The organism is Streptomyces sp. JW3, from assembly GCF_052216785.1.
Taxonomy (GTDB): domain Bacteria; phylum Actinomycetota; class Actinomycetes; order Streptomycetales; family Streptomycetaceae; genus Streptomyces.
The window spans coordinates 1-4,376 of the sequence record NZ_JBQOUX010000204.1 but is presented as its reverse complement, the minus strand read 5'-3'; the positions used below and the strand labels follow the sequence as shown (position 1 = coordinate 4,376).

Below are 4,376 nucleotides of genomic sequence, written 5' to 3'. Positions count from 1 at the left end.
CGCTCGGGGTGGCCGCCGCCGTCGCGGTGGCCGCGGCCGGGGCGGGCGCGGCCCTCGGGCCGGCCGGCGCGGTCCGGACCGCGGTCGCGGTGCTACTCGCCCTGGGTGCCGCCGAGTTGACGCTCCGGCACTGTGTGCGCCGGTTCGGCGGGGTCACCGGCGACGTGTTCGGCGCCCTCGCCGAGACGGCGGCCACGACGGCCCTGGTGGTCCTGGTCCTCGGCTGACCCGCGGGCACGAGCGTAGGCTCGGGCGGGGTTTCACCCGCCCAGGTGGAGACCGCATCGCAGGAGGGATCTAGGGTCGGGTTCGGGCCCGGTCGACCCACCGCATTCGGCCACACACCGGACTTCACCGGATTCACCGGTTCACCGGATTTCATACGGAAGCGAGATTTCACCACCGTGACTGCTCTCACTCTCAGCACCGCCGCGGCGCCCGGCCTGCGGGCCGACGCGATCGTGATCGGTGTCGCCAAGGGCTCCGCGGCCGGCCGCCAGAGCCTCATCATGGCTCCCGGCGCCGAGGCCGTGGACAAGGCGTACGACGGCAAGCTGGCCGGCGTTCTGGAGACCCTCGGCGCCTCGGGTGCCGAGGGCGAGGTGACGAAGCTGCCCGCGCCGGCCGGCTTCAAGGCGCCGCTCGTGGTGGCGGTGGGCCTGGGCGCCGAGCCCGGGAAGGACGCCGGCTACGACGGCGAGGCCCTGCGCAAGGCGGCCGGTGTCGCCGCCCGCGCCCTGGCCGGAGCCAAGAAGGCCGCCTTCGCGCTGCCGCTCGCGGACGCCGCGGACGCGGGCGTGGTCGGCGAGGGCGTGCTGCTCGGCGGGTACTCCTTCGACGCCTACAAGGACAACGGCGCCGGCGGCGGGGGCAAGAAGGCCAAGAACGGCAAGGCGCCGCTGGGCGAGGCCGCGCTGCTCGGCGGCAAGCCCCGGGACAAGGCGTACAAGGCCGCGCTCGAGCGGGCCGCCGCCGTCGCCGAGGAGCTGAACCGCGCCCGCGACCTGGTCAACACCCCGCCGAACGACCTGAACCCCGAGGCGTTCGCCGCGATCGCGCAGGCGGCGGCCAAGGAGCACGGCATCAAGGTGCAGGTACTCGACGAGAAGGCGCTGGCCAAGGGCGGCTACGGCGGCATCCTGGGGGTCGGCGCCGGCTCGGCGTCGACGCCGCGGCTGGTGAAGCTGTCGTACACCTCGGCCAAGGCGACCAAGTCGCTGGCCTTCGTCGGCAAGGGCATCACCTACGACTCGGGCGGCATCTCGCTGAAGCCGGCCGGGCACAACGAGACGATGAAGTGCGACATGGCCGGCGCCGCCGCCGTGTTCGCGGCCGTGGTGGCCGCCGCGCGGCTCGGCCTGGAGGTCAACGTCACCGGCTGGCTGGCGCTGGCCGAGAACATGCCGTCCGGCTCGGCGACCCGTCCGGGCGACGTGCTGCGGATGTACAGCGGCAAGACGGTAGAGGTGCTCAACACCGACGCCGAGGGCCGGCTGGTGCTGGCCGACGCGCTGTGGGCGGCCTCCGCGGAGAACCCGGACGCGATCGTGGACGTGGCGACGCTGACCGGCGCGATGATGCTGGCGCTGGGCAGCCGGACGTACGGGATCATGGCGAACGACGACGCGTTCCGCGCCGCGCTGCACGAGGCGGCGGAGGAGGTCGGCGAGCCGGCCTGGCCGATGCCGCTGCCGGAGCACCTGCGCAAGGGCATGGAGTCCGCGACGGCCGACATCGCGAACATGGGTGAGCGGATGGGCGGCGGGCTGGTGGCCGGGCTGTTCCTGCGCGAGTTCGTGGGCGAGGGGATCACCTGGGCGCACCTGGACATCGCGGGTCCGGCGTTCAACGAGGGCGGGCCGTTCGGGTACACGCCCAAGGGTGGTACGGGGACCGCGGTGCGGACGCTGGTGCGGCTGGCCGAGCGGGTTGCCTTCGGCGATCTCGGGTGACGTGCGCCTGAGAGCTCGGGAACGAAGGGGCGTGGGCGGCTGCGGGTGCGTGGGGGGCTGGTCGCGCAGTTCCCCGCGCCCCTTACGGGGGCGCTGCCCTTTCCGGCGTGCTCATGTGAACGTGCTGCGTCTCACACACCGGCCCCGCGTCTCGTACGGCCTCTACAGGTGCGAAGATGGGACCCGGCAGGACAGGGCCCCACCCAGGGCCGAAGAACGAGCGGCCGGACACCAGCCGCCTGCCGGTCACCGACGACCGGCGTACGGCGCACATGCATGGAGGACGTGACGTGGCGAACGACGCCAGCACCGTTTTCGACCTAGTGATCCTCGGCGGTGGTAGCGGTGGTTACGCCGCGGCCCTGCGCGGGGCGCAGCTGGGACTGGACGTCGCCCTGATCGAGAAGGGCAAGGTCGGCGGCACCTGCCTGCACAACGGCTGCATTCCCACCAAGGCGCTGCTGCACGCCGGCGAGATCGCCGACCAGGCTCGCGAGAGCGAGCAGTTCGGGGTGAAGGCCACCTTCGAGGGCATCGACATCGCGGCCGTCCACAAGTACAAGGACGACGTGATCTCCGGCCTGTACAAGGGCCTCCAGGGGCTCATCGCCTCCCGCAAGGTGACGTACATCGAGGGTGCGGGCAAGCTCTCCTCCCCGACCTCGGTGGATGTGAACGGCCAGCGGATCCAGGGCCGCCACGTGCTGCTGGCGACCGGCTCCGTGCCGAAGTCGCTGCCGGGCCTGACCATCGACGGCGACCGGATCATCTCCTCCGACCACGCCCTCAAGCTCGACCGCGTGCCGAAGTCCGCGATCGTGCTGGGCGGCGGCGTGATCGGTGTCGAGTTCGCCTCCGCGTGGAAGTCCTTCGGCACCGACGTCACCATCGTCGAGGGCCTCAAGCACCTGGTCCCGGTCGAGGACGAGAACAGCTCGAAGCTGCTGGAGCGCGCGTTCCGCAAGCGCGGCATCAAGTTCAACCTGGGCACCTTCTTCCAGAAGGCCGAGTACACCCAGGACGGGGTCAAGGTCACGCTGGCCGACGGCAAGGAGTTCGAGGCCGAGGTCCTCCTCGTCGCCATCGGCCGCGGCCCGGTCTCGCAGGGCCTGGGCTACGAGGAGGCCGGCGTCGCGATGGACCGCGGCTACGTCCTGGTCGACGAGTACATGCGCACCAACGTGCCGACCGTCTCCGCCGTCGGTGACCTGGTCCCGACCCTCCAGCTCGCGCACGTCGGCTTCGCCGAGGGCATGCTGGTGGCGGAGCGGCTGGCCGGTCTGAAGACCGTCCCGATCGACTACGACGGCGTCCCCCGGGTGACGTACTGCCACCCCGAGGTCGCCTCCGTGGGCATCTCCGAGGCCAAGGCCAAGGAGATCTACGGCGCGGACAAGGTCGTCGCGCTGAAGTACAACCTGGCGGGCAACGGCAAGAGCAAGATCCTGAAGACCACCGGCGAGATCAAGCTCGTCCAGGTCAAGGACGGTGCCGTGGTCGGCGTCCACATGGTCGGCGACCGCATGGGCGAGCAGGTCGGCGAGGCCCAGCTGATCTACAACTGGGAGGCGCTGCCCGCCGAGGTGGCCCAGCTCGTGCACGCCCACCCGACGCAGAACGAGGCGCTCGGCGAGGCGCACCTGGCCCTCGCGGGCAAGCCGCTCCACTCCCACGACTGACCCCTCGGTCACTGGGCGCGACGACACAGACTTCCGCAATTTCGTAAGGAGCAACCGAAACCATGGCGGTTTCCGTAACCCTTCCGGCGCTCGGCGAGAGCGTCACCGAGGGCACCGTCACCCGCTGGCTCAAGGCCGAGGGTGAACGCGTCGAGGCCGACGAGCCGCTGCTCGAGGTGTCGACCGACAAGGTCGACACCGAGATCCCGGCGCCCGCCTCCGGCGTGCTGTCCTCCATCAAGGTCGCCGAGGACGAGACGGTCGAGGTCGGCGCCGAGCTGGCCCTGATCGACGACGGTTCCGGCGCACCGGCCGCCGCTCCGGCCCCGGCCGCCGAGCAGGTGGCGGAGCCGGCTCCCGAGCCCGCCCCGGCCGCCCCCTCCACCGAGCAGGCCGCCCCGGCGCCCGCTCCCACCCCGCAGGCCGCGTCCGGCGGCGGTTCGGCCGAGGGCACCGACGTGGTGCTGCCGGCGCTCGGCGAGTCCGTCACCGAGGGCACCGTCACCCGCTGGCTGAAGCAGGTCGGCGAGGAGGTCACCGAGGACGAGCCGCTGCTCGAGGTGTCCACCGACAAGGTCGACACCGAGATCCCGGCACCGGCTTCCGGCACCCTGCTGGAGATCGTGGTCGGCGAGGACGAGACCGCCGAGGTCGGCGCCAAGCTCGCCGTCATCGGCGCCGCCGGTGCCGCGCCCGCCGCCGCCCCGGCCCAGCAGGCCCCGGCCGCCCCGGCGCAGCCCGAGCC

General features: G+C 72.3%; 4 protein-coding genes. All 4 read left to right on the top strand.

All coding sequences use genetic code 11. The features are described from left to right. Positions 1-227, top strand: a 227-nt coding sequence (locus tag ACTT8P_RS37890; protein ID WP_442836338.1) for an adenosylcobinamide-GDP ribazoletransferase, incomplete at its 5' end; no start/stop codon positions are given. Positions 228-404: 177 nt separating this feature from the next. Then, positions 405-1,952 carry a leucyl aminopeptidase gene (locus ACTT8P_RS37885; RefSeq protein WP_442836337.1) on the top strand — a complete coding sequence of 516 codons (1,548 nt, stop codon included), beginning with the start codon at positions 405-407 and terminating at the stop codon, positions 1,950-1,952. A 290-nt stretch (positions 1,953-2,242) separates the two neighbouring features. Further along, positions 2,243-3,631: a dihydrolipoyl dehydrogenase gene (gene lpdA / locus ACTT8P_RS37880; RefSeq protein ID WP_442836336.1), complete on the top strand. Its 1,389-nt coding sequence runs from the start codon at positions 2,243-2,245 to the stop codon at positions 3,629-3,631. 62 nt (positions 3,632-3,693) lie between these two features. Then, positions 3,694-4,376: biotin/lipoyl-containing protein (locus tag ACTT8P_RS37875; protein WP_442836335.1), on the top strand; the 683-nt coding region annotated here is incomplete at its 3' end.